Source organism: Pasteurellaceae bacterium RH1A, assembly GCA_012221805.1.
Classification (GTDB): Bacteria; Pseudomonadota; Gammaproteobacteria; order Enterobacterales; family Pasteurellaceae; genus RH1A.
On sequence record CP015195.1, the window covers coordinates 79,021 to 102,802 of the forward strand.

Consider the following 23,782-nt stretch of genomic DNA (forward strand, 5'->3'; position numbering starts at 1 on the left):
CCTGACACACACAGCCCTGCCATTATACCTAATCTGAACTAAATTGCTTGGGCTATTTCTTCTTATCAATCAGATTCTTAAGGGCCAAAATGATGCCTAGGCCAATAAAGGCGCCGGGTGGTAAGATGGCTAGCAGCAGGCCTGAGTCCAAGTGTAACACATCAATTCGCAGGGCTTTTGCCCAGTCACCTAGGAGTAAATCCAGGCCGTCAAAAAGCGTGCCGTTGCCCATCAGTTCCCGAATCGAACCCAGCAAAACCAGGCTGAAGGTCATGCCCAGGCCCATGGCGAAGCCATCAAAGGCTGCATGGGCGACAGGGTTTTTGGAGGCATAGGCCTCGGCTCGGCCAATAACGATGCAGTTGGTCACAATGAGCGGGATAAAAATCCCCAGCGATTGATAAACCGGGTAAGCAAAAGCGTTCATCAGGAGCTGGATGGCCGTCACCGCCGTGGCGATAATCATCACATAAATGGGGATGCGGATGTCGTGCGGGATGATCTTGCGAAAGAGCGAGACCACGGTGTTGGTGGCTGTCAGCACCACCAAGGTGGCCAGGCCCAGGCCCAGGGCGTTGGTCACGCTGTTGGACACGGCCAAAAGCGGGCAAAGGCCCAGTAATTGCACCAAGGCACCGTTGTTCTTCCATAGACCATCAAAAAAGAGGCCTTTCCAAACAGAGGGTTGCGGTGGTGTGCTTTCAATTTGGGTGATAGGAATTTGATTGGTTTCGCTCATTATTTACACTCCTGCCAAGTTGCGCTTAGCTGTGGATTCTGTTCAAGTTCAGTGATCACCCACTTGGCCGTCAGTCGCACATTATTGACCACCGCCCTTGGTGTGATGGTCGCCCCGGTGAATTGGTCGAACTGGCCGCCGTCCTTTTTAACCGCCCAAAGGGCTTCGTTTTCAGAGCTAAAAACCTTATCGCTAAAGCTATAGATCCAGTCAGAAATGCGGGTTTCGATCTTATCACCCAGGCCTGGGGTTTCCTTGTGTTCAAGGGTTCGCACACCCAGCACCTTTCCCTTTGGCTCAATCCCCATCAGTAGCACAATATCGCCCGAATAGCCGTCTGGGGCGGTGGCTTGGATGGCGTAAGCGGTCAGATTATCGCCTTTTTTTGCAAGGTAGATCTTGTTCAAATAAGGGGCATCAGGCAGGCTGATTTGCTTGCAGGTTGCCAGTAAATCATTATCAAAATGGCTGGCTGGCACAACCTCTTGCAGGAGCTGGCGTTGCTGTTGGGCCGTGACGGCATCAATCCTGCCCTTGGTTAGCCAATAAACGCCTGTGGAAACCGCCGTACAGGCCAGGGCAACTGTCCCCAAAATCAGGGCGTAGCGGGTGGTAATCACCGAACTTTGCATTATGATTTTCTCCCTAATTTGGTGCCGTAAAGACGGGGCTGGGTGTAGTGGTCAATCAGTGGCACGGCGATATTGGCCAGCAAGACTGAAAAGGCCACGCCATCAGGATAGTTGCCGTAGTAACGAATAAGGTAGAGCAAAAGCCCCACCAGCCCGCCAAAAATCAGTTTGCCCCGAGGGGTGATGGAGGCCGAAACAGGGTCGGTGGCGATAAAAAAGGCCCCGAACATCATGGCCCCGCTCAAAAGCTGCCCCAGTAAATTCAGGTGAGCATGGGGATAAGCAAGTCGCTCAAGCCACTCATTACCGCAAACACGCCCAGCATGGCCACAGGGATTTGCCAGTGGATAATCCGCTTATAAATCAAGAGGAGCCCGCCCAAGAGAAAGGCAACATTGGTCTGCCAAAAGCCGTTGGCAAGGTTGCCAATAAAAATCGGTGAGGCGGTTACGCCCTCAATGCCTTGCTTAGCCAACCCTGTTTTGGCACTGTCCAGCGGGGTGGCTTGGGATAGGCCATCAACGCTATTGAGCAATTGATGAACCGAAAAACCATCGCTGGTCACATTGCTAAAAATCAGCGAGACGCTATCCCAGAAGGAAGGTGGTTCGCTTAAAAGGGAAATAGGCGGCAGCCAGGAGGTCATCTGCAAGGGGAAGGAGACCAAGAGCAGGGCATAGCCGATCATGGCAGGGTTAAAAATATTCTGCCCCAGCCCACCGTAGGCGTGTTTGGCCAAGAGAAGTGAGGCGACCATACCGATCACAATCACCCAATAGGGGGCGTAGGGTGGAATGGCCATGGCCAAGATCAGGGCAGTGAGGATGCCCGATAGATCGGCCAAATAGAAAGCGGTTGGTTTACGACGGATTTTTGCAACCGCCACTTCTATCACAAGGGCCAGGCTGACCGCCAAGCCGATTTGAATAAAGACCCCAAAACCGAAAAAATAGGCCTGCACGAGGAGGGCCGGCAACATGGCCACCATCACCCAGAGCATAAAATTAGCCGTTAGGTTGGTGGAATGGGTGTGGGGGGAACTGGCTTTTATAAACATGATTACCTATCTACTTTTGTGCCAAACCGCTCGGTTTGGGCGATTTTAGTCAGAAATGCCAGCATGGGCTGCATATCGTTGCTGTCATAAAACTTGGTCATTCGGCTGTCGTAGCTCCGCTTATTTCTGGCAGGAATACTCACAGGCGGAAAGCCCTGCGACATCAAATAACCATTCATCATCAGTTGGGCCGTGCGTTTATTGCCATCGTAAAAAAATTGGTGTCTGGCACACTGCAAAAAGAGCTTGAAAGCCTTGGTATGCGGGCTTTCTTGGCTATGTTGGAAGTCTTGTAACATCTGATCAAACAGGCCATCTAGCTCTTCTGCCTTAGGGGGACATAATGCTGCACACCCGCAATATAGACTTGGCCAGAACGAAACTGCCCAACTTCTAAAGCCTCGCCTTCAGCCACAATTTTATTAAAGTGGATAAAGTTAGCCTTGGTCAGGGTAAAACAATTTTGGGCAACTTGGCGGTGCAGTTCGTTCCAAGCATTGGACACCCGTAAAACCTGCTCCTGATCTGAGAGCTTACGCCCACCCACGGTAATCCCATCTAACAAGGTTTTGACCTCGGCATAGGTGTAGGGGTTGCCTTCAAGTTTGGTCATATTAAAGACCAACTCCGAGTGCATTCGGGTACGGGCGAAGAGGAGTTCTTGTTTAGTCATCTTTTTCCCTCTCTTGGGCGGCTTTTTTGGCCTTGGCACGGGCTAGAGCTGCTGCAACAGCAGCTTTGCGTGGGTCTATTTCTTCCGCGGGTTTTGCAGGATTTTCAGTCTTTTCTACCGCTTGTTGTTGGGCTTCTTTCTTGGCCTTGGCACGAGCAAGGGCTGCCGCAACAGCGGCTTTACGAAGATCAAGGATAGCGCTAGCGTCCTCACTGGTGCTCTTACTTGTTTCTGGCACAAGCGTGGACGCTTGCGCCATCTCAGTATTTGCAAGATTTTCCGACTTTTGACCCGCTTGTTGAGCTTCTTTCTTGGCCTTGGCTCGGGCAAGAGCTGCCGCAACGGCTGCTTTACGAGGATCAAGGATAGCGCCAGCGTCCTCGCTGGTGCTCTTGCTTGTTTCTGGCACAAGCGTGGACGCTTGCGCCATCTCAGTATTTGCAAGATTTTCTAAATTTTGACCCGCTTGTTGGGCTTCTTTCTTGGCCTTGGCACGAGCTAGGGCTGCCGCAACGGCTGCTTTACGAGGATCAAGGATAGCGCCAGCGTCCTCGCTGGTGCTCTTGCTTGTTTCTGGCACAAGCGTGGACGCTTGCGCCATCTCAGTATTTGCAAGATTTTCTAAATTTTGACCCGCTTGTTGAGCCTCTTTTTTCGCCTTGGCTCTTGCCATGGCTGCTGCGATAGCTGCCTTGCGTGGGTCGGTTTCAGCTGGGTTGGTTGCTTCTGCTTTCGGCTCAGTATTTGCAGAATTTTCCTTATTTTCAGCCGCTTCTTGTTCCTGCTGCTTGGCCAATCTTCTGGCTCGGCGTTGTGCCATTAAGTCGCTGTTATCAGGTTCACCGTTTGCTTTGGCCTGGACTTCTGGCTGGGCTTGGGCTTTTTTGGCCTTGAGGCGGGCCAGGGCTGCCTGCACAGGGTCTTCACCTACCTGTTGGGCGATTTCCTCACGGCGTTTGTCGGCGGCTTGGGCAATGCGGGCATTGCGGGCCTCTTTTTCCTTGTTCATCCGGGCTTCTTTGGCCTCAAAACGTTGTTTGGCTTCTTCGGCTTGTTTGGCCTTGAGGTCAATTTCGGCAATTTTGGCCTTCTCTTGACGGAAGTATTGAATAAGGGGAATGTAGCTCGGGCAGACGTAGGCACATACGCCACACTCTATGCAAGCGTCTAAGTGATAGGCCTTGGATTTATCGTGATCCTCTGAGCGGGCGTACCAGTAGAGCTGTTGGGGCAAAAGCCCAACAGGGCAAGCGTCTGAACAGCTGGAACAGCGGATACAGCTGCGTTCTGGCTCGGGTGGGGCGTACTCAAAATGGTCGGGGGCGATAATGCAGTTGGCCGTTTTGGTAATGGGAGCTTGCAGGGTGGGCAAGATAAAGCCCATCATCGGGCCACCTAAAAAGACCGGGAAACGCTCATCTGCCTGATAGTCCACCTGTTCCAGTAGGTGCTGAATGGGCGTACCTAACCGAGCCCAGACATTACCCTTGTTGCGGATTTTGTCGCCCGTCAGGGTTACGACACGCTCAATCAGGGGCTCATCGTCCACCACCGCCCGCTTGACCGCAAAGGCCGTGCCGACATTGTGCATCACAATCCCCATCTCAATAGTGCGTTTGCCTTGGGGGATTTCTAGACCTGTCAGGACTTGCACCAGCTGGTCGCTGGCCCCAGAAGGGTACTTGGTGGGAATGACCCGCACGCTGATGTCGTTTGCCCCACGCAGAGCCTTTTGCACGGCTTTGATGGCCTGAGGTTTGTTATCTTCAATGGCTAAAACCACCTCTTCAGGGCGAAGGACATAACGCAAGATTCGAATGCCCTCGATCATCTCGGCAGTGTAGTCCTGCATAAGACGGTCGTCACAAGTGATATAGGGCTCACACTCCGCCCCGTTGATAATCAAGAGCTTGCAACGCTTGTCGGCATAATGCAGTTTACTAGAGGTAGGGAACACCGCCCCGCCCAGGCCAGCCACGCCTGCCTGATAGACCTTTTGAATAATCTGCTCGCCAGTTAAAGTAAGGAAGTCCTCAACAGGATTGCGTTCAATCCACTGATCCTTGCCGTCCGTTTCGATAATAATGGTCAGCTCCGCCAAGCCTGACGGGTGGCAGGAAACATAGGGTTCAATCCCAATCACACGCCCTGAAGTGGGGCTATGCACCGGCAACTCACGGTAGTTATCACCCTTTGTGAGTGCCTGGCCCTTGAGGACAGAATCGCCAACTTTCACGATCACTTCACCTGCTGTGCCACTATGTTGAATCACTGGTACATAGAAAAATTTAGGCAGGTGCAGGCTTCTAATCGGTTTTTGATTAGACTGCTTCTTCATTTCAGGCGGGTGAATGCCACCCGGGAAATCCCAGAGCTTGCCGGCCCGAATGCGGTTTAATACATCAGCTTGCATTGTCGCCTCCCACCACTAATTTGCGTTGTAGTTCGGTGGTATTGACCACAGGGATAACCAAGTTTTGGTCAAATTTCCAGTTCCATTTTTGGGCAGTTGGCTTGATTTTAATCATCTCAATACAGTCAGTCGGGCAGGGAGCAACGCAGAGTTCGCAACCTGTACAGAGGTCGGCAATAATGGTGTGCATGGCCTTGTTGGTGCCGATAATGGCATCCACAGGACAAGCCTGAATGCACTTGGTGCAGCCGATACACATATCTTCGTGGATAAAGGCCACCATGGGCTCAGGGGCCTCGCCGTCCATTTCTGGCACATCTACGCCCATTAAGTCAGCAATTTTGACCACCAGCGGTGGGCCGCCAGGGACGCACTTGGTGATTTCATCGCCATTGGCAATGGCTTCGGCATAGGGCTTGCAGCCTGGGTAGCCACATTGACCACACTGGCTTTGGGGAAGCAAAGCATCGATCTGTTCCACAATGGGGTCGGCTTCGACCTTGAGCTTGATGGAGGAATAGCCCAAAATCGCCCCAAAAATCAGGGCGATGACGGCGATTGCGATAATAATATAGAAGAGCAGGGATTGGTCTTGCATTATTTCACCAATCCTGTAAAGCCCATAAAGGCCAGCGACATGAGGCCGGCAGTAATGAGGGCAATGGAAGCCCCTTGGAAGGGAGCAGGCACATCGGCGGCGGCCAAGCGTTCACGCAGGGCGGAAAAGAGCACTAAGACAAGGGAGAAACCTGCTGCGGCCCCAAAGCCATAAAGGACGGATTGGAGCAGGTTATTGGCAAGGTTCACATTGAGCAGGGCAACGCCTAAAACCGCACAGTTGGTGGTAATCAGCGGCAGGTAGATACCCAGCAGGCGATAAAGGGTCGGGCTGGTCTTATGCACGATCATCTCGGTTAGTTGCACAATCACCGCAATCACCAAGATAAAGACCAGGGTGCGGAGAAATTGGGCATGGAGCGGGGCCAGCAGGTAGGACTCCACCAAATAGGCAGACAGGGAGGCCACCGTCAGAACGAAGGTGGTCGCCAAGCCCATACCGATGGCGGTTTCAACCTTTTTCGACACGCCCATAAAGGGGCAAAGCCCCAAGAACTTGACCAAGACAAAGTTGTTGATGAGTGCCGTGCTAATAATTAAGAGAATATACTCGACCATTTATCCCACAAAATTTTCAAAAAATGGCGGTTATTATCCTTGTTTTTTGCCCCTAGGACAATAAGCAATCACGGGTAGAGCTGGCTAAAAATGTAAAAGGCGTAAAGATAGAAGCTGCAAAAAGAGGCCAAAAGTAGCCCGCTTGCAAGGGTTCTGTGGGTTTTATGTAGCTTAAATAAGATACCCGCAAGAGCCAGTAGAACAAGGGGATAAATCCAAAAAGCGATGGAAAACTGATCGATTTGGCTAGGGCTTAAACCTGGGTGATCGGAAAACTTGGCCGACACAAAAAGACCCAGCGGCCACAGAGCGGAGGGCAGACAGAAAAGGGCTAAGGCCCAGCTAAATTTGGAAAATCCTTGGTTCATTTTATCCTCTAGGGTGAAATTGTTGATGCAGTGATTTTAACCGAGCTTTGGCCACTTGGGTATAAATTTGTGTGGTGGAAAGGTCGCTATGGCCCAGTAACATTTGCACCACCCGCAGATCGGCACCGTGATTGACCAAATGAGTGGCGAAGGCGTGGCGTAGGACGTGGGGGGAGAGCTTATCGCTATCGATTCCCGCAAGCACGGCATAATGCTTGATCCGATGCCAGAAGGTTTGGCGGGTCATTTGCTGCCCCCGTTTGCTAGGAAAAACCACATCTGACTGACCGTTACTCAATAACATTGCCCGCCCGTGTTGGAAAAATTCCCCAATCCAATAGGCTGCTTCTTCGCCCAGCGGCACAAGTCGCTCCTTATCGCCCTTACCAATAATCCGTACCAAGCCCTGACGGAGGCTTAGGTTGTCCAAGGTCAGCGAGACTAATTCTGTTACCCGCAGGCCCGTAGCATAGAGAAGCTCCAACATGGCCTTGTCTCGCAGTTCAATCGGGTCGAGTGGATTAGGGGCTTCGAGTAGATCTTGCACCTGTTCTTCACTCAATGATTTGGGCAAATGAGCAGGCTTTTTGGGCGACATAAGGGTAGCAGTGGGATCGTCTGTACGGTAGTTTTCTAAATAGAGAAAACGAAAGAATTTACGCAAACAGCTCAACATTCTGGCTGAACTAGAACTCTTGTAACCTGCTTGCAGGCGTTGGCCTAGAAAGCCTTGTAGGTCGATATGATCCAGGCTTAAAAAGGCTCTAGGTTCTGACAACCAGAGGCTAAAACTTTCCAAATCAAGACGATAGGAGGCAATAGTATTATCAGATAAGCCGTGTTCCTGCCAGAGGGAGTCCAGAAATTGTTCAATAATAGGGTCGAGAGCTTTCATACAAGCGGGTTAAAAATAGCAAAAAGTTGCAATATTTTAGCAGATAAGCCAAGAAATGAATGGCTATAAATGCAAAAAACCGACTAGCCTAAGCTAGTCGGTTTTTCAAATTTAATGGCAGGGGCGGAGAGGCTCGAACTCCCAACACCCGGTTTTGGAGACCGGTGCTCTACCAATTGAACTACGCCCCTAAAGAGAAACCGAGAGTAAACTCGGTAAATAAATTGGCGGAATGGACGGGACTCGAACCCGCGACCCCCTGCGTGACAGGCAGGTATTCTAACCAGCTGAACTACCACTCCGCAAATGAGGTACTTAACAGTGCCCTACTCTCACATGGGGAAGCCCCACACTACCATCGGCGTTACAGCATTTCACTTCTGAGTTCGGTATGGAATCAGGTGGGTCTACTGCACTATGACTGTTAAGAAATTCTTTATTAAGTTAGCTCACTCTTTTAAGTAAGCTAAGTTAATAAAACCCTGATGGTGTCCTACTCTCACATGGGGAAACCCCACACTACCATCGGCGTGACTGCGTTTCACTTCTGAGTTCGGGATGGGGTCAGGTGGTGCCACAGCACTATGGCCATCAGGAAAATTCTTTTCTCTGTTGTTTCTATTTTTTTGTTGTTTCTTGTTCTTTTTTGTAATCAAGCTGAATACTGTTTCGACTTTCTTTGTCTTTTCGTTTCTTGTTGCTTCTTTCTTTGTTTTTTAAAAAACGCTTGAGCGTTGTATAGTTAAGCCTCTCGGGCAATTAGTATCAGTTAGCTCAATGGCTCACACCACTTACACACCTGACCTATCTACGTCGTAGTCTCCAACAACCCTTACTAACTTATAGTCAGGGAGAACTCATCTTGAGGCAAGTTTCGTGCTTAGATGCTTTCAGCACTTATCTCTTCCGCACTTAGCTACTCGGCAATGCGTCTGGCGACACAACCGATACACCAGCGGTGCGTTCACTCCGGTCCTCTCGTACTAGGAGCAACCCCTCTCAATTCTCCAACGCCCACGGCAGATAGGGACCGAACTGTCTCACGACGTTCTAAACCCAGCTCGCGTACCACTTTAAATGGCGAACAGCCATACCCTTGGGACCTACTTCAGCCCCAGGATGTGATGAGCCGACATCGAGGTGCCAAACACCGCCGTCGATATGAACTCTTGGGCGGTATCAGCCTGTTATCCCCGGAGTACCTTTTATCCGTTGAGCGATGGCCCTTCCATTCAGAACCACCGGATCACTATGACCTGCTTTCGCACCTGCTCGACTTGTCTGTCTCGCAGTTAAGCTTGCTTATACCATTGCACTAACCTGACGATGTCCGACCGTCATTAGCAAACCTTCGTGCTCCTCCGTTACGCTTTGGGAGGAGACCGCCCCAGTCAAACTACCCACCAGACACTGTCCGAGTACGTGTTTCCATACTTCGTTAGAACATCAAACGTTAAAGGGTGGTATTTCAAGGACGCCTCCACAATCACTGGCGTGACTGCTTCTAAGGCTCCCACCTATCCTACACATCAAAATTCAATGTTCAGTGTCAAGCTATAGTAAAGGTTCACGGGGTCTTTCCGTCTAGCCGCGGGTACACCGCATCTTCACGGCGATTTCAATTTCACTGAGTCTCGGGTGGAGACAGCCTGGCCATCATTATGCCATTCGTGCAGGTCGGAACTTACCCGACAAGGAATTTCGCTACCTTAGGACCGTTATAGTTACGGCCGCCGTTTACTGGGGCTTCGATCAGGAGCTTCTCTTTAAAAGATAACACCATCAATTAACCTTCCAGCACCGGGCAGGCATCACACCCTATACGTCCACTTTCGTGTTTGCAGAGTGCTGTGTTTTTAATAAACAGTTGCAGCCAGCTGGTATCTTCGACCGGTTCAACCTTCATCCGCGAGGGACTACAATCTACGCCGGCGCACCTTCTCCCGAAGTTACGGTGCTATTTTGCCTAGTTCCTTCACCCGAGTTCTCTCAAGCGCCTGAGTATTCTCTACCTGACCACCTGTGTCGGTTTTCAGTACGGTTTAGATAAACCTGAAGCTTAGTGGCTTTTCCTGGAAGCGTGGTATCAGTTACTTCAGTGCCGTAGCACCTCGTCATCAGTTCTCGGTGTTAAGAGAGTCCGGATTTGCCTAAACTCTCCACCTACCGCCTTAAACAGACATCCAACAGTCTGCTAACCTAACCTTCTCCGTCCCCACATCGCAGTTTATCCAAGTACGGGAATATTAACCCGTTTCCCATCGACTACGCTTTTCAGCCTCGCCTTAGGGGCCGACTCACCCTGCCCCGATTAACGTTGGACAGGAACCCTTGGTCTTCCGGCGAACGAGTTTTTCACTCGTTTTATCGTTACTTATGTCAGCATTCGCACTCGTGATACGTCCAGCAAGCCTCTCGACTCACCTTCATCCGCTTACACGACGCTCCCCTACCCAACAATGTTTCCATTGATGCCGCAGCTTCGGTGCTATATTTGAGCCCCGTTACATCTTCCGCGCAGGCCGACTCGACTAGTGAGCTATTACGCTTTCTTTAAATGGTGGCTGCTTCTAAGCCAACATCCTAGCTGTCTAAGCCTTCCCACTTCGTTTCCCACTTAATATAGACTTGGGGACCTTAGCTGGCGGTCTGGGTTGTTTCCCTCTTCACGATGGACGTTAGCACCCACCGTGTGTCTCCTGAGTATCACTCTTCGGTATTCGCAGTTTGCATCGGGTTGGTAATCCGGGATGGACCCCTAGCCGAAACAGTGCTCTACCCCGAAGGTGTCCGCTCAAGGCTCTACCTAAATAGATTTCGGGGAGAACCAGCTATCTCCCGGTTTGATTGGCCTTTCACCCCCAGCCACAAGTCATCCGCTAATTTTTCAACATTAGTCGGTTCGGTCCTCCAGTTAGTGTTACCCAACCTTCAACCTGCCCATGGCTAGATCACCGGGTTTCGGGTCTATACCTTGCAACTAGACGCCCAGTTAAGACTCGGTTTCCCTACGGCTCCCTTATTCAGTTAACCTCGCTACAAAATATAAGTCGCTGACCCATTATACAAAAGGTACGCAGTCACAAGATTACTCTTGCTCCCACTGCTTGTACGTACACGGTTTCAGGTTCTATTTCACTCCCCTCGCTGGGGTTCTTTTCGCCTTTCCTTCACAGTACTGGTTCACTATCGGTCAATCAGGAGTATTTAGCCTTGGAGGATGGTCCCCCCATCTTCAGACAGGATATCACGTGTCCCGCCCTACTTGTCGTAAGCTTAGTTCCACAAAGGCTTTTTCAGATACGGGATTATCACCCTCTACGATTGAGCTTCCCAGCTCATTCTCCTAAAACCTCTGCTATAACTTACTGGCTCTTCCACTTTCGCTCGCCGCTACTCACGGAATCTCGGTTGATTTCTTTTCCTCGGGGTACTTAGATGTTTCAGTTCTCCCGGTTTGCCTCATTAGCCTATGTATTCAACTAATGATAGTAGGTTCTTCACCTACTGGGTTTCCCCATTCGGAAATCTTGGGTTAAACGCTTCTTATCAACTCACCCAAGCTTATCGCAGATTAGCACGTCCTTCTTCGCCTCTGATTGCCAAGGCATCCACCGTGTACGCTTAGTCACTTAACTATACAACCTCAAACGTTCTTCTAAGTTCGCTTCGTTTTACCTTAGCTTTACTTTTTCAAACACTTAGGTCTAATTAACAACTAGACTTGAACGCTTTTGTTCGTTCAAGATTTTTAACTACTCAGACTTTTTCTTATCCTTTTTGATATGTCGATTTCTCTTCATATCGGACTTGAAAGTCTCTTCAGTTTTTCAGCTTGTTTACAAATTTTTAAAGAACAATTCAGACAACCAAAGTCATCTTTAAATGGCGTCCCCACGGGGATTCGAACCCCGGTTACCGCCGTGAAAGGGCGATGTCCTAGGCCTCTAGACGATGGGGACATCATTTAAAGATGCCCTTCCTGCCATTATATCAACATTATCAAACAATCTGTGTGAACACTTGCAGTCGTTCTTGTTTCGGTAAGGAGGTGATCCAACCGCAGGTTCCCCTACGGTTACCTTGTTACGACTTCACCCCAGTCATGAATCATACCGTGGTAAACGCCCTCCCGAAGGTTAAGCTATCTACTTCTGGTACAACCCACTCCCATGGTGTGACGGGCGGTGTGTACAAGGCCCGGGAACGTATTCACCGCAACATTCTGATTTGCGATTACTAGCGATTCCGACTTCATGGAGTCGAGTTGCAGACTCCAATCCGGACTTAGATGCACTTTCTGAGATTCGCTCAACGTCGCCGTCTCGCAGCCCTCTGTATGCACCATTGTAGCACGTGTGTAGCCCTACTCGTAAGGGCCATGATGACTTGACGTCATCCCCACCTTCCTCCAGTTTATCACTGGCAGTCTCCTTTGAGTTCCCATCTTTACATGCTGGCAACAAAGGATAAGGGTTGCGCTCGTTGCGGGACTTAACCCAACATTTCACAACACGAGCTGACGACAGCCATGCAGCACCTGTCTCATAGCTCCCGAAGGCACAGACTCATCTCTGAGTCCTTCTATGGATGTCAAGAGTAGGTAAGGTTCTTCGCGTTGCATCGAATTAAACCACATGCTCCACCGCTTGTGCGGGCCCCCGTCAATTCATTTGAGTTTTAACCTTGCGGCCGTACTCCCCAGGCGGTCGATTTATCACGTTAGCTTCGGGCACCAGAGTCAAACCCCAATCCCCAAATCGACAGCGTTTACAGCGTGGACTACCAGGGTATCTAATCCTGTTTGCTCCCCACGCTTTCGCATCTCAGCGTCAGTATTGTCCCAAGGGGCTGCCTTCGCCTTCGGTATTCCTCCACATCTCTACGCATTTCACCGCTACACGTGGAATTCTACCCCTCCCTAACATACTCTAGCTACCCAGTATGAAATGCAATTCCCAGGTTAAGCCCGGGGCTTTCACATCTCACTTAAGTAACCGCCTACATGCCCTTTACGCCCAGTTATTCCGATTAACGCTCGCACCCTCCGTATTACCGCGGCTGCTGGCACGGAGTTAGCCGGTGCTTCTTCTGTGACTAACGTCAATCGATTAGTCTATTAAACTAACCGCCTTCCTCATCACCGAAAGAACTTTACAACCCGAAGGCCTTCTTCATTCACGCGGCATGGCTGCATCAGGCTTCCGCCCATTGTGCAATATTCCCCACTGCTGCCTCCCGTAGGAGTCTGGACCGTGTCTCAGTTCCAGTGTGGCTGGTCATCCTCTCAGACCAGCTAGAGATCGTCGGCTTGGTAGGCCTTTACCCCACCAACTACCTAATCCCACTTGGGCTCATCTTATGGCATGTGGCCCGAAGGTCCCACACTTTACTCCTAAGAGACTACGCGGTATTAGCGACAGTTTCCCGTCGTTATCCCCCTCCATAAGCCAGATTCCCAAGCATTACTCACCCGTCCGCCACTCGTCACCCAGAGAGCAAGCTCTCTTGTGCTACCGTTCGACTTGCATGTGTTAAGCCTGCCGCCAGCGTTCAATCTGAGCCATGATCAAACTCTTCAATTCAAAAAGTTTAATCGCTCAATAAACTGCTTAGCTAAAGTTTACATAGTAAATATTAATCCAAAAGAACTAATATCTAATAATGAATTTCTAGTTTAAGCACCTATTAAGACTTCAAAATTAAAATATATTTTTAACAAGTCAATCAACAAGTGCCCACACAGATTGTCTGATATCTTTTTAAAGAGCAAAAAAGAACGACGCACTTGCAAGAAAATTGATTTGCAACTGTGCGTCGTTGCGATGGGGCGTATTATAGAGATTTTGGAAATCTACGCAAGCGGTTTTTGCAAAAAATTTCAATTTTTTTACCGCTTGATTAAGAAAAATCCACTTAGGCGAAATTTTAGGATCTTTATTGCTAATTTTTCATCTTTCCACCTTGATAGAACCGCCATTTCAGGCTACCTTTAGCTTAACATTTCTGTTACATATAGGAGCAAGACATGCAAACTCAAGATTTTATCGGTTTAGGTGTGGCAGGCAACTTTGCAGGCCATTTGGAACAGGCAGGCGAAGCGGCCGATTTTGTCGGAGTAAAAACCACCGAAGCCATTCAACCCAAGGCTATTTTTCCTTTCTTTGTGCCAAGCCAGAGCCTATCAGCCAGCGAAGCCTTCCTCGCCACCTTCCCCCTTTCCCACAACACCATTCAATTCCCGCAAGATGCCGACAATTTACAAATTGAACCTGAAGTGTCCCTTATTTGCGAGATTGAATATGCTGGCACACAGGTTACAGCCCTTAAGCCAACTCATTTTGCAGCCTATAATGATTGCTCCATCCGCCGCCCCAATGCCAAGAAAATCTGTGAAAAGAAAAACTGGGGAGCGGCTTCTAAGGGCTTATCTGCTCAACATATTGCTCTTGATAAGTTTGAGGCAGGTGGCAATTTAGATCAGTATCATATTGCCTGCTTCCACAAACGCAAGGGCGAGCTAAATGAATACGGCATCGACAGCCCAACCGTGGGTTACAGCTATTTCCATCAAAAACTCCTGGATTGGATCATCGATCGCATGAACAACCAGCCCGATCAAGACCCCATGAACAACATTGCCAACCTGCTCAAGCAGGCCAACTACCCAAAACAGGCCATCATCAGCATCGGCGCTACCCGTTATACCGAATTTGGCGAACGCAACTTCCTGCAAGTGGGCGACACCAGCATGGTTGTGGTCTATAACGCCCAAAAACACAGCCACCAAGAGATTGTCAAAATGGCCCAGGCTGAAAACTTTACAGGCGATCTGTCCGCCCTCGTGCAAGCGGTCGTTTAAGTCTGATTTTTTGCAAAGATCAAGCAGAAAATTTTCATTTCTCGATCTGGATCGAAAAAGCGATCTGAACTGCTAGCAAACTTTCCCTCCTTCTATATAGTTGCCTCTTATTTGGAGGCAACTATGTTTCGATTTCTTCTTTTCTTTTTCTTATCTTCACCGCTTGCAGCCGCCCCGCTTAACCTTATGCTCTTGGAACACTACCAAGACCAAGACATCACAGGCTGGGCTATGAGCGAAAAACTCGACGGTGTTCGGGGCTTTTGGGACGGCAAAGAGCTGCTCAGTCGCCAAGGCAATACCCTAGCTCCCCCCGATTATTTCATCCAAGGCTTCCCGCCCTTTGCCCTGGATGGCGAGCTCTTTAGCCAGCGGGGCAGGTTTGATGAAATCTCCGCCGCGGTGCGTGCCGCCAATCCCAAGGGCTGGCACAAGCTCAAACTCTACGTTTTTGATGTACCCCATGCCGAGGGTGATTTGCTGCAACGCCTGCAAGTCCTCAAGGATTATCTGGCCCAGCATCCCACGCCCTTTATTGAGGTGATTGAGCAAATCCCCGTACGGGATAAGGCCCATCTCAATGCCTTTTTCCAAACTATTCAGGAAGCCGGCGGCGAAGGCTTGGTGGTGCGTAACCCCAACTCCCCCTATATCCAAGGCCGATCAGCCCAGATCCTCAAGTTCAAGGCTGTGTTAGATGAGGAATGCAGGGTCGTAGCCCATCACAAGGGCAAGGGAAAATATGCGGATAAACTCGGAGCCGTTACCTGCGAAAATCATCGAGGGCAGTTTCGGATTGGCTCAGGCTTTAGCGACAAGGAGCGGGAAAATCCACCCGCCATCGGCAGCCAGATCACCTACAAATACCGCGGCCTGACCAGCCAGGGCAAGCCCCGTTTTGCCACCTATTGGCGGGTGCGGACTGATCAGCCTTAAACAAGCGGTGAGAAAGGGCCGATTTTTTACAAGGCAGTGATCAATTTCACATTTTTAATAAAAAAATCTTGTTCTTTACCCTAATCTTTTTTATGCTTGAGCTTTATTTTCGATTCAAGGAAATGATATGGAGACTTCAAACCTATTACTTGAAGGGGTAAATTTAATGATTGCAGGTATGGGCTTTGTCATGCTCTTCCTGTTTGTCTTAATTTTTGCCATTGGCTTTATGTCTAAGGCCATCAACCGCTTTTTCCCCGAAGCTCAACCTGGGCTTGAACCTGCCAAGCCTGTCGCCACGCCTGCCGTGGACAACCTCGATGGCCTCCGCCCTGTCATTGTGGCCGCCATCGCCCACCACCGTAAACTTCAAGGTTTAAAATAAGAAAAGGATAAGAAAATGAATACGCCTACTAAAAAAATTGCTATTACCGATGTTGTGCTCCGTGATGCCCACCAATCCCTTTTTGCCACCCGCCTGCGTTTAGACGATATGCTCCCTATTGCGGCCGAACTGGATAAGATCGGCTACTGGTCGCTGGAAGCCTGGGGCGGGGCAACCTTTGATGCCTGTATCCGCTTTTTAGGTGAAGACCCTTGGGTCCGCTTGCGGGAGCTGAAAAAGGCCATTCCTAACACCCCGCTACAAATGCTCCTGCGGGGCCAAAACCTCTTGGGCTACCGCCACTATGCTGATGATGTGGTCGATAAATTTGTCGAACGGGCGGTGGCCAATGGTATGAGCGTCTTCCGGGTATTTGATGCCATGAACGACCCCCGCAATATGAAACAAGCCCTGCAAGCCGTGCGGAAAAATGGCGGCCATGCCCAGGGGACTCTGAGCTACACCACCAGCCCAGTCCACACCCTGCAAACCTGGCTGGATGTGACCGAGCAGCTCTTGGAAATCGGGGTGGATTCCTTGGTGATTAAGGATATGTCCGGCATTCTGACCCCAATGGCAGCCCATGAATTGGTCAAGGAAATCAAACAACGTTACGATGTGGAACTCCACCTCCACTGCCATTCCACCACGGGTATGGCCGAAATGGCTTTACTGAAAGCCATTGAAGCAGGCGTGGATGGGGTGGATACCTCCATTTCTTCCATGAGCGGCACCTATGGCCACCCAGCCACTGAATCCTTGGTCGCCACCCTCCAAGGCACGCCTTATGATACGAGCCTAGATATTCCAGCACTTGAAAAAATTTCGGCCTACTTCCGCAATGTGCGTAAAAAGTACGCCAAGTTTGAGGGCCAACTCCGGGGCGTGGACAGCCGTATTTTGGTGGCTCAAGTGCCAGGCGGCATGCTGACCAACCTGGAAAGCCAGCTCAAGCAACAAAATGCCAGCGACAAACTGGATCTGGTTCTGCAAGAGATCCCAAACGTGCGGGAGGACTTGGGCTATATTCCATTAGTGACCCCAACTTCACAAATTGTCGGCACTCAAGCCGTGATGAACGTACTGATGGGCGAACGTTATAAGACCATCGCCAAGGAAACCGCCGGCATCCTCAAGGGCGAATACGGCCGCACGCCTGCGCCAGTGAATGCGGACTTACAGGCCCGTGTCCTCGAAGGTGGCCAGGCCATTACCGACCGGCCTGCTGACCATATCGCCCCTGAATTAAACAAATTAGTGGCGGAAGTAACCCAACAAGCGGCTGAAAAAGGCCTAAAACTTGCAAATGAGGCCATTGATGATGTGCTGATTGTCGCCCTCTTCCAACAGGTTGGCTGGAAGTTCTTGGAAAACCGCAACAATCCAGCCGCCTTTGAGCCAGCCCCAGGTACAGAAACAGCCAAACCAGCCCCTGCGGCCGCACCAGCCACTGCCCCTCAAGCAGGCCCAGCGGTTTATACGGTGGAACTGGAAGGCAAGGCCTTTGTGGTCAAGGTGAGTGAAGGCGGGGAAATCAGTAATATCGCCCCTGCTGCTGCACCATCTGCTCCTGCTCCAGCCTCAACACCAAGCCCTGCGCCACAAGCGGCTGCCCCTGCTGCCTCGGTGGCCAGCGGTTCAGGCGAGCCTGTAAAAGCCCCAATGGCGGGTAACATCATTAAGGTTGAGGTCAGTGAAGGCCAACAGGTAGCCGAAGGGCAAGTGTTGCTCATTCTAGAAGCCATGAAGATGGAAACCCAGATCTGTGCAGCCAAGGCGGGCACGGTGCAGGGCATTGCGGTCAAGTCAGGCGATGTGGTGGCCGTTGATCAAACCCTCATGACCATTGCCTAAGGAGGAATGATGGATAGTCTTCTCGCCCTGATACAGGGAATGGGTATTATGCACCTAGAGTGGGGGCAGGCGGTTATGATGGCCGTCAGCCTGGTTCTGCTTTGGCTGGCCATCGCCCGCAAGTTTGAACCCCTTCTTTTGGTGCCAATCGGCTTTGGTGGCCTGCTGTCTAACATTCCAGAGGCCGGCATTGCCATGACGGCTTTGGATAATCTCCTTCACCATGGTACGGCAGAACAGCTGGCCCTGGTGGCTACTAAGCTCAACAGCCTAGCCGATCCAGCCGCCATTAAACAGGCCCTTAACAGCGCCCTGCCCTCTGTGGTTAATGAATTGGAAGCCATGGCCAGTGATATGGGCTACACCTCGGGTGTGCTGGCCCTCTTCTATAAGGTGGCTATTGGTTATGGTGTCGCGCCTCTACTCATTTTTATGGGCGTTGGAGCCATGACCGACTTCGGCCCCCTCTTGGCTAACCCCCGCACCCTCTTGCTGGGGGCAGCTGCTCAGTTCGGGATTTTTGCCACCGTCTTGGGGGCGCTTGCCCTCAACTGGCTGGGCCTGATTGATTTCACCCTGCCACAAGCCGCTGCCATCGGGATTATCGGCGGGGCAGACGGCCCAACAGCCATCTATCTGGCCAGCAAATTAGCCCCTGAATTGCTGGGTGCTATCGCCGTTGCGGCCTATTCCTATATGGCTCTGGTTCCCCTTATTCAGCCGCCGATTATGAAGGCTTTGACCACCGAGCAGGAACGCAAGATCAGAATGGTCCAGCTACGCAATGTTAGCAACCGAGAAAAAATCATTTTCCCGATTATCCTCTTGGTGCTGGTTGCCCTGCTCCTGCCTGATGCTGCCCCGCTCTTAGGTATGTTCTGTTTTGGTAATCTCTTAAGGGTGAGTGGCGTTGTCGAACGGCTCAACGACACGGCTCAAAACGCCCTAATTAACATTGTCACCATCTTCTTGGGTTTATCCGTTGGCTCAAAACTGGTAGCCGACAAGTTCCTCCAGCCTCAAACCTTGGGCATCTTGGCCTTAGGTATGGTGGCCTTCGCTATTGGTACGGCCAGCGGGGTGCTGATGGCCAAGCTTATGAACAAGTTCAGCCAGCACAAGATCAACCCACTGATTGGGGCCGCTGGTGTTTCTGCTGTGCCGATGGCCGCTCGGGTGGCCAATAAAATCGGCCTGGAGTCAGACAAACAGAACTTCCTGCTCATGCACGCCATGGGGCCTAATGTGGCTGGCGTGATTGGCTCGGCCATTGCAGCGGGCGTGATGCTCAAGTATATCTCGGCTCTTATGTAGGCCAAGTCCTCAAACAAAAAGAGCACAAATCTTGTGCTCTTTTTTTACTTTTTATTTCCTCACCACCTGCACAACCCCGTGCAAACTGGCCAGCCTATTCAAGATCAGATCCAACATGGCCTTATCTCGCACACAAATCGACAAGAGCAAGAGATGAACAGAGTCGTCTTTCGGCTCGCTGTAGATATTAAGAATATTGCTATTCATATTGGAGAGCAGCTGGGTAATGCCGGCCAGTACGCCTGCCTGGTGCTGCATTTCGATAATGAGTTCGACCTCAAATTCAGCCTGATCGGCGGCCACATCCCAGGTCACAGGCGTAAAGTTATTGGGCTGGGTGGCAAAGCCCTTAACATTCGGGCAGGTGACACGGTGCACAATCAGGCCACGGCCAGTGTTGAGGCGGGCGATGATTTCATCGCCTGGAATTGGCATGCAGCACTTGGCCAGGCTCATCACATCGCTATGGGCAGATTGAACGCTAATAGCTTGGCTGGCTGGTGCTTGGACAGGGCTGATGTCCACAGGTTTGCCCAAGAGGCGGGCGGCAATCACGCCACTGACCTGGTGGCCCAGGCCGATTTCAGCCAAGAGGTCGTCTAGCTGTTCCAGCTTGAGTTCCGACAGGGTAAGCTCCACGGCAAGCGGGTCAATTTGGGCCAAATCTTGCAAATTCATGGCCAGTAAAAGCTGGCGGGAGCCCAGGGCAATGGCCTCATCACGTTGCAGGTGTTTGAGGCGCTGGCGGATACAGGCCTTGGCCTTGGCGCTGACCACATAATTGAGCCAGGCCGCCGTTGGGCGTTGGCCCTGCTTGGTGATAACCTCAATGGTCTGGCCTGAGGCCAAGGGCTGGGAAAGCGGGTAAGGGTGGCGATCCACCACTGCCCCTACACAGCGATCGCCCACATCGGAATGCACAGCATAGGCAAAATCGATGGCGGTTGCCTGGGCTGGCAGTTCAATGATCCTACCCTTAGGGGTAAAGACATAAATATTGTTAGAAAAGAGTTCAGACTTAACGCTTTCAATAAATTCCTGCGAATTGCCTGCACTTTGTTGGAGTTCGATAATGCTGTTGAGCCACTGTTGAGCCTTGCGTTGCACACTGGTGGCCTGGGCCTGATTGTCGCTGTAACGCCAATGGGCCACCACGCCGTATTCGGCCATAAGGTGCATATCTTCGGTGCAAATATGCACTTCCACCGGCACGCCCTTCGGGCCAATCAGCGAGGTTTGCAGGGACTGGTAGCCATTGGCCTTGGGCACGGCAATATAGTCCTTGACCATTTGCGGGCGGGGCTTGTAAAGGGCATGGAGCAAGCCTAAGACCCGATAGCATTCATCTAGGCTATCCACCACCACACGAAAGGCGAAAATGTCCAAAATAGACTGAAAGTTCAATTCCTTGCTGCGGGTCTTTTGATAGAGGTAATAGAGGTTTTTTTCTCGGCCAAAAATGCGGGACTTGATGCCCGCTTCTTTAAGGCGGGTTTGCATGGCCTCAGAGATTTTTTCGATCAGCTCTAGCTTGTGTTGGCGGGCCATTTCCACCGCATTTTTCATCACCTGAAAGCGATAAGGATGCATGGCCTTGAGGCAGAGATCCTCCAGCTCATTTTTCATGGACTCAATGCCCAAGCGATGGGCCAGAGGGCTGTAGATTTCCAGGGTTTCCTTGGCAATCCGCTGGCGTTTATCTGGCCGCAAGGCACCCAGGGTTTGCATATTATGGGTGCGGTCGGCCAGCTTAATCAAGACCACACGAATGTCCTTGGTCATGGCCAGGATCATCTTGCGGAAGTTCTCTACCTGGGCCTCTTGGCGGGTGCGGAATTTGAGCTTGTCTAGCTTGGAAACGCCTTGGACGATTTCCGCCACGCTGGCGCCAAATTTTTCGGTGAGTTCTTCTTCGGTGCAGGGCGTGTCTTCAATCACATCGTGCAAGAGGGCGGCCATAACGGCTTCGTGATCGAGCTTTAGCTCAGCAATAATACAGGCCACAGCCACAGGGTGGGTAATGTAAGGCTCGCCACTGGAGCGAAATTGCCCCTCGTGGGCATCTCGGGCCAGCTCAAAGGCAGCCTTAACCTGGGCAATGCTGGCCTGGGGCAGGTAGCCCTGAATTAGGCAGTTTAACGGCTCAAAGATTTCTGATCGATACATAAACACCCCACCTTCTACAAAAAAGGCAGAATAACTCTGCCTTAAAAAATGTTGAACAATTCTTATGCTTTTGCTTGTACGTCTGCCAGGAAGGAAATGGCTTCACGCTCGGCCATTTCTTGCTGCATGGCCTGCATATTTTCAAAGTTATCCATGATCTGGTTGTTGATAAGGCCTTCTTCAATTTCACGCAGGGCGATGACCGTTGGCTTGTCGTTATCTTCAGGCACCAAAGGCTCACGGGTGTGCAGCTGTAGCTGTCTTGCACGGCGTGCAGCGGTTAAAATTAAATCAAAACGGTTACCAACTCTCTCAACTGCTTCTTGTACGGTTACACGAGCCATTTTCTACTCCAATTTGGGCTATTTTCTGGGAACTAAAGAGGAAAGATTATACAGAAGTTTAAGCGGGCTTTCAATCTCTCTCGGGGGACATTTATCGCCCCATTAGGGGGCTGCAAGCGGGTAAAAAAGCAAGATTTTTTGCAAAAAAACGGGGCTTTCGCCCCGCTTGTGTTGTTGAGTTCTAACCCGCTACCGCAGGATAGAAGGTTTGTGCACCTGGGCCAACTGGCATGCCCAGTACAAAGACCCAGACAAAGAAGAGCAGGGTCCAACCCACGATGAAAATCAGTGAGTAAGGCACCATAATGGACATCAAGGTGCCCACGCCTGTGTCTTTCTTATAACGCACAGCCACCGCCATAATCAGGCCGAAATAGCTCATCATCGGGGTGATGATATTGGTGGTGGAGTCGCCGATACGGTAGGCAGCCTGGATAATTTCAGGCGCATAGCCAATAAGCATGAGCATTGGCACGAAGATCGGCGCCGTCAAGGCCCATTGGGCAGAGGCGGACGAAATCATCAGGTTAATAAAGCCACAAATCAGGATAAAGCCAACGAAGAGCAGCGGGCCGGTTAAGCCTAAATCCGTTAAGAGAGTTGCACCCTTAACCGCAATCACCGCACCCAGGTTTGACCAACCGAAGAAGGCCACGAATTGGGCGGCGAAGAAGACCAACACGATATACATCCCCATAGAGCTCATGCTCTCAGACATGGCCTTGACCACATCATTGCTAGACTTAATGCTGCCTGTCACCTTACCATAAACATAGCCAGGAATGGCGAAGAAGATGAAGATAAAGACCACAATGCCGTGCAAGAATGGCGAGCCTGCCACTGCACCGGTTTTCGGATTACGCAAGATGCCGTCGTCTGGCACAATGGTCCAGGCCAATAGGGCACAGAAAATCAACATACTGATACCAGCCCAAACCAAGCCTTTTTTCTCTACGGCCGTTAAGCGTTCCATCTTGCTGTTGAGGATTTCCTTGTCTGCGGCATCATCTGGGTTGTATTTGCCCAGTTGCGGCTCGACAATTTTTTCGGTAACAAACACACCCAAGATACTGACCAAGAAGGTACTGATAAACATAAAGTACCAGTTGGCTTCAGGGCCGACCACATAGGTTGGGTCAATCAGGCGGGCGGCTTCTTGGGTAATACCCGATAAAAGCGGATCTACCGTACCTAACAAGAGGTTGGCACTGTAACCGCCAGATACCCCTGCAAAGGCAGCAGCCAAACCTGCGAGCGGGTGACGGCCCAGGGTGTGGAAGATCATGGCCGCAAGCGGAATAAGCACCACATAGCCCAGTTCAGCAGCCGTATTAGACACCACGCCGCCAAAGACGACAGTGAAGGTGACCAAGCGTTTCGGTGCGCCCATGACCAAGCCACGCAGGCCAGCAGAAATCAGGCCTGAATACTCAGCAATCCCCACCCCCAGCATGGCCACTAAAACCGTACCAAGTGGCACGAAGTTGGTGAAGTTTTTCACTAAGTTGCTGACGATTTTGGCAATGCCCTCGCCGCTTAAGAGGTTTTGCACATAAATCACCCCCTCTGCACTGCGGCCAGCCGCCCCTTCAGGACGCGGGTCTGGCACGCTTACGCCCATCGAGGCAAGCACGGCAGACAGCACCAATAAAATTAAACACATAAACATAAAGAGGATAATCGGGTGAGGCAGTAAATTGCCCAGCCATTCCACACCGCCTAAAAAGCGCTGCATAGCCCCTTTCTTTTCAATTTGCGGGTTATTGCTCATAAATTCTCCTAATCACTTGCTGATTATCCAAGCAACCGATTGCTTGGGTTGCGGGGAGTTTACCGAAAATTTACACTTTTGCAACAATAAAAAATGCCCATATCATGCTGAACAGGTTTGTCTGCTGCACAATATGGGCATTTTTAAATCCATAAATTAAATTCAGGGATAGCGCCAGCGTCCTCGCTGGTGCTGGC

General features: G+C 50.8%; 15 protein-coding genes, 3 tRNA genes, 4 rRNA genes and 2 pseudogenes. 5 read left to right on the forward strand and 19 right to left on the reverse strand.

Features of this window, described 5'->3' with window-relative positions:
* Positions 1-52 precede the first annotated feature (52 nt).
* The 16 genes and pseudogenes from A4G20_00370 to A4G20_00445 all read right to left on the reverse strand — a co-directional run bounded on the left by A4G20_00370 (position 53) and on the right by A4G20_00445 (position 13,540).
* Positions 53-739 (reverse strand): electron transport complex subunit RsxE, encoded by a 687-nt coding sequence (locus tag A4G20_00370; protein QIW14939.1) that lies wholly within the window; start codon positions 737-739, stop codon positions 53-55.
* Complete coding sequence (locus A4G20_00375) at positions 739-1,371, reverse strand: electron transport complex subunit RsxG (protein ID QIW14940.1); 633 nt, start codon at positions 1,369-1,371, stop codon at positions 739-741. The genes A4G20_00370 and A4G20_00375 overlap by 1 nt, the downstream gene beginning before the upstream one ends.
* Positions 1,371-2,428 (reverse strand): annotated as a pseudogene (locus A4G20_00380) (electron transport complex subunit RsxD). The gene A4G20_00375 and the pseudogene A4G20_00380 overlap by 1 nt, the downstream one beginning before the upstream one ends.
* A gap of 2 nt (positions 2,429-2,430) precedes the next feature.
* Positions 2,431-3,101, reverse strand: a pseudogene (locus tag A4G20_00385) (cell filamentation protein Fic).
* A complete protein-coding gene (locus A4G20_00390; protein QIW14941.1) occupies positions 3,094-5,514 on the reverse strand; it encodes an electron transport complex subunit RsxC in 2,421 nt (806 codons plus the stop codon). The pseudogene A4G20_00385 and the gene A4G20_00390 overlap by 8 nt, the downstream one beginning before the upstream one ends.
* Positions 5,504-6,112: an electron transport complex subunit RsxB gene (locus tag A4G20_00395; protein QIW14942.1), complete on the reverse strand. Its 609-nt coding sequence runs from the start codon at positions 6,110-6,112 to the stop codon at positions 5,504-5,506. Before A4G20_00395 ends, A4G20_00390 begins: the two co-directional genes overlap by 11 nt.
* The gene (locus A4G20_00400; protein QIW14943.1) at positions 6,112-6,690 is read right to left on the reverse strand and encodes an electron transport complex subunit RsxA; all 579 of its coding nucleotides are present in this window, start codon (positions 6,688-6,690) and stop codon (positions 6,112-6,114) included. Before A4G20_00400 ends, A4G20_00395 begins: the two co-directional genes overlap by 1 nt.
* 68 nt (positions 6,691-6,758) lie before the next feature.
* Complete coding sequence (locus tag A4G20_00405) at positions 6,759-7,058, reverse strand: hypothetical protein (GenBank protein ID QIW14944.1); 300 nt, start codon at positions 7,056-7,058, stop codon at positions 6,759-6,761.
* 1 nt (position 7,059) lies between these two features.
* Positions 7,060-7,953, reverse strand: coding sequence for a site-specific tyrosine recombinase XerD (locus tag A4G20_00410; GenBank protein ID QIW14945.1), 894 nt, complete (start codon positions 7,951-7,953; stop codon positions 7,060-7,062).
* A 115-nt stretch (positions 7,954-8,068) separates the two neighbouring features.
* Positions 8,069-8,144 (reverse strand) — tRNA-Trp (locus A4G20_00415).
* A gap of 34 nt (positions 8,145-8,178) precedes the next feature.
* Positions 8,179-8,255: transfer RNA gene (locus A4G20_00420), tRNA-Asp, on the reverse strand.
* 11 nt (positions 8,256-8,266) lie between these two features.
* Positions 8,267-8,382: ribosomal RNA gene (gene rrf, locus A4G20_00425) — 5S ribosomal RNA — on the reverse strand.
* Between the two features lie 51 nt (positions 8,383-8,433).
* Positions 8,434-8,549: ribosomal RNA gene (gene rrf, locus A4G20_00430) — 5S ribosomal RNA — on the reverse strand.
* 126 nt (positions 8,550-8,675) lie between these two features.
* A 23S ribosomal RNA gene (locus A4G20_00435) occupies positions 8,676-11,598 on the reverse strand.
* A 241-nt stretch (positions 11,599-11,839) separates the two neighbouring features.
* Positions 11,840-11,915, reverse strand: a tRNA-Glu gene (locus tag A4G20_00440).
* 80 nt (positions 11,916-11,995) lie between these two features.
* Positions 11,996-13,540, reverse strand: a 16S ribosomal RNA gene (locus A4G20_00445).
* The 16S, 23S and 5S rRNA genes sit together here with 3 tRNA genes alongside, the layout of an rRNA operon.
* Positions 13,541-13,981: 441 nt before the next feature.
* On the opposite strand from A4G20_00445, the gene A4G20_00450 reads away from it, so the two are divergent.
* The 5 genes from A4G20_00450 to A4G20_00470 all read left to right on the forward strand — a co-directional run bounded on the left by A4G20_00450 (position 13,982) and on the right by A4G20_00470 (position 19,304).
* Entirely contained in the window at positions 13,982-14,815 is an 834-nt protein-coding gene (locus A4G20_00450; protein ID QIW14946.1) for a hypothetical protein, read from the forward strand.
* Between the two features lie 123 nt (positions 14,816-14,938).
* Positions 14,939-15,751 carry a DNA ligase gene (locus A4G20_00455; protein ID QIW14947.1) on the forward strand — a complete coding sequence of 271 codons (813 nt, stop codon included), beginning with the start codon at positions 14,939-14,941 and terminating at the stop codon, positions 15,749-15,751.
* A gap of 127 nt (positions 15,752-15,878) precedes the next feature.
* On the forward strand, positions 15,879-16,136 hold the full coding sequence (locus A4G20_00460) for an oxaloacetate decarboxylase gamma chain (GenBank protein ID QIW14948.1): 258 nt from the start codon (positions 15,879-15,881) through the stop codon (positions 16,134-16,136).
* Positions 16,137-16,151: 15 nt separating this feature from the next.
* Positions 16,152-17,990: an oxaloacetate decarboxylase subunit alpha gene (locus tag A4G20_00465; protein QIW14949.1), complete on the forward strand. Its 1,839-nt coding sequence runs from the start codon at positions 16,152-16,154 to the stop codon at positions 17,988-17,990.
* A gap of 9 nt (positions 17,991-17,999) precedes the next feature.
* The gene (locus tag A4G20_00470) at positions 18,000-19,304 is read left to right on the forward strand and encodes an oxaloacetate decarboxylase subunit beta (GenBank protein ID QIW14950.1); all 1,305 of its coding nucleotides are present in this window, start codon (positions 18,000-18,002) and stop codon (positions 19,302-19,304) included.
* Positions 19,305-19,355: 51 nt separating this feature from the next.
* Here the strand turns inward: A4G20_00470 and A4G20_00475 are convergent, their stop codons facing one another.
* The 3 genes from A4G20_00475 to A4G20_00485 form a co-directional block, all read right to left on the reverse strand.
* On the reverse strand, positions 19,356-21,470 hold the full coding sequence (locus A4G20_00475; protein QIW14951.1) for a bifunctional GTP diphosphokinase/guanosine-3',5'-bis(diphosphate) 3'-diphosphatase: 2,115 nt from the start codon (positions 21,468-21,470) through the stop codon (positions 19,356-19,358).
* A 62-nt stretch (positions 21,471-21,532) separates the two neighbouring features.
* Positions 21,533-21,814, reverse strand: a complete 282-nt coding sequence (locus A4G20_00480) for a DNA-directed RNA polymerase subunit omega (protein ID QIW14952.1) — start codon at positions 21,812-21,814, stop codon at positions 21,533-21,535.
* Between the two features lie 181 nt (positions 21,815-21,995).
* Complete coding sequence (locus A4G20_00485) at positions 21,996-23,585, reverse strand: aminobenzoyl-glutamate transporter (GenBank protein ID QIW14953.1); 1,590 nt, start codon at positions 23,583-23,585, stop codon at positions 21,996-21,998.
* Positions 23,586-23,782: the final 197 nt, after the last annotated feature.

Excerpts from the sequence above, each read along its gene's own strand:
- A4G20_00370 (QIW14939.1), bottom strand. The coding sequence starts at position 739 with ATGAGCGAAACCAATCAAATTCCTATCACCCAAATTGAAAGCACACCA.
- A4G20_00375 (QIW14940.1), bottom strand. The coding sequence starts at position 1,371 with ATGCAAAGTTCGGTGATTACCACCCGCTACGCCCTGATTTTGGGGACA.
- A4G20_00390 (QIW14941.1), bottom strand. The coding sequence starts at position 5,514 with ATGCAAGCTGATGTATTAAACCGCATTCGGGCCGGCAAGCTCTGGGAT.
- A4G20_00395 (QIW14942.1), bottom strand. The coding sequence starts at position 6,112 with ATGCAAGACCAATCCCTGCTCTTCTATATTATTATCGCAATCGCCGTC.
- A4G20_00400 (QIW14943.1), bottom strand. The coding sequence starts at position 6,690 with ATGGTCGAGTATATTCTCTTAATTATTAGCACGGCACTCATCAACAAC.
- A4G20_00405 (QIW14944.1), bottom strand. The coding sequence starts at position 7,058 with ATGAACCAAGGATTTTCCAAATTTAGCTGGGCCTTAGCCCTTTTCTGT.
- A4G20_00410 (QIW14945.1), bottom strand. The coding sequence starts at position 7,953 with ATGAAAGCTCTCGACCCTATTATTGAACAATTTCTGGACTCCCTCTGG.
- A4G20_00450 (QIW14946.1), top strand. The coding sequence starts at position 13,982 with ATGCAAACTCAAGATTTTATCGGTTTAGGTGTGGCAGGCAACTTTGCA.
- A4G20_00455 (QIW14947.1), top strand. The coding sequence starts at position 14,939 with ATGTTTCGATTTCTTCTTTTCTTTTTCTTATCTTCACCGCTTGCAGCC.
- A4G20_00460 (QIW14948.1), top strand. The coding sequence starts at position 15,879 with ATGGAGACTTCAAACCTATTACTTGAAGGGGTAAATTTAATGATTGCA.
- A4G20_00465 (QIW14949.1), top strand. The coding sequence starts at position 16,152 with ATGAATACGCCTACTAAAAAAATTGCTATTACCGATGTTGTGCTCCGT.
- A4G20_00470 (QIW14950.1), top strand. The coding sequence starts at position 18,000 with ATGGATAGTCTTCTCGCCCTGATACAGGGAATGGGTATTATGCACCTA.
- A4G20_00475 (QIW14951.1), bottom strand. The coding sequence starts at position 21,470 with ATGTATCGATCAGAAATCTTTGAGCCGTTAAACTGCCTAATTCAGGGC.
- A4G20_00480 (QIW14952.1), bottom strand. The coding sequence starts at position 21,814 with ATGGCTCGTGTAACCGTACAAGAAGCAGTTGAGAGAGTTGGTAACCGT.
- A4G20_00485 (QIW14953.1), bottom strand. The coding sequence starts at position 23,585 with ATGAGCAATAACCCGCAAATTGAAAAGAAAGGGGCTATGCAGCGCTTT.